The 681-nt window shown below is 45.8% G+C and carries 1 protein-coding gene; it reads right to left on the reverse strand.

What is annotated here, in order from left to right; translation table 11 throughout:
• On the reverse strand, nucleotides 1-681 hold a 681-nt coding region (locus tag A3729_RS08700; protein ID WP_156497820.1), incomplete at both ends, for an ATP-binding cassette domain-containing protein.

Consider the following 681-nt stretch of genomic DNA (forward strand, 5'->3'; position numbering starts at 1 on the left):
GCCTACTCGTGTACCCGGTAAGATGCTGGTAGTAAAATCTTCGAGCACTGCTTTCTGCTCATAGCCCAAGTCTGCTTTTTGAATGCTTAGTAATGGGCTAGATATTTTGTCGCTCTCAGGAAAGCTAAAGTTAAACGGTGAATCAATATGAGCCGGGGCAATAAGCTCCATTCTAGCAAGTTCTTTAACACGACTCTGAGCCTGTTTTGCCTTGGTCGCTTTCGCTTTAAAGCGATTTACAAAAGACTGAATTTCGCTAATACGCTGCTGCTGCTTTTCATACTGAGATTGCTGCTGAGCAAGCTTTTGAGCACGCTGCGTCTCGAACTCACTATAAGTTCCTGTATATTGATTCAGCTGCTTGTGTTCGAAGTGAAGAATATGTGTCGACACGGCATCAATGAAGTCACGGTCATGAGAAATGAATAACACCGTACCTTCGTAACGTTTCAGCCATTGCTCCAGCCAGAGCATCGCATCTAGATCCAAGTGGTTCGTCGGCTCATCCAGCAACAATAGGTCAGAAGGGCACATCAGTGCTTGCGCCAAATTCAAACGAATTCGCCAACCACCAGAGAAGTCATTAACCGGGCGCTGCATGTCTTTCTGATCAAATCCCAAACCATGCAGTAACTTTTCCACGATAACTGGTGCTTCATAGGCACCTATGTGCTCCAGCTC

It is taken from the genome of Oleiphilus sp. HI0043 (genome assembly GCF_001634935.1).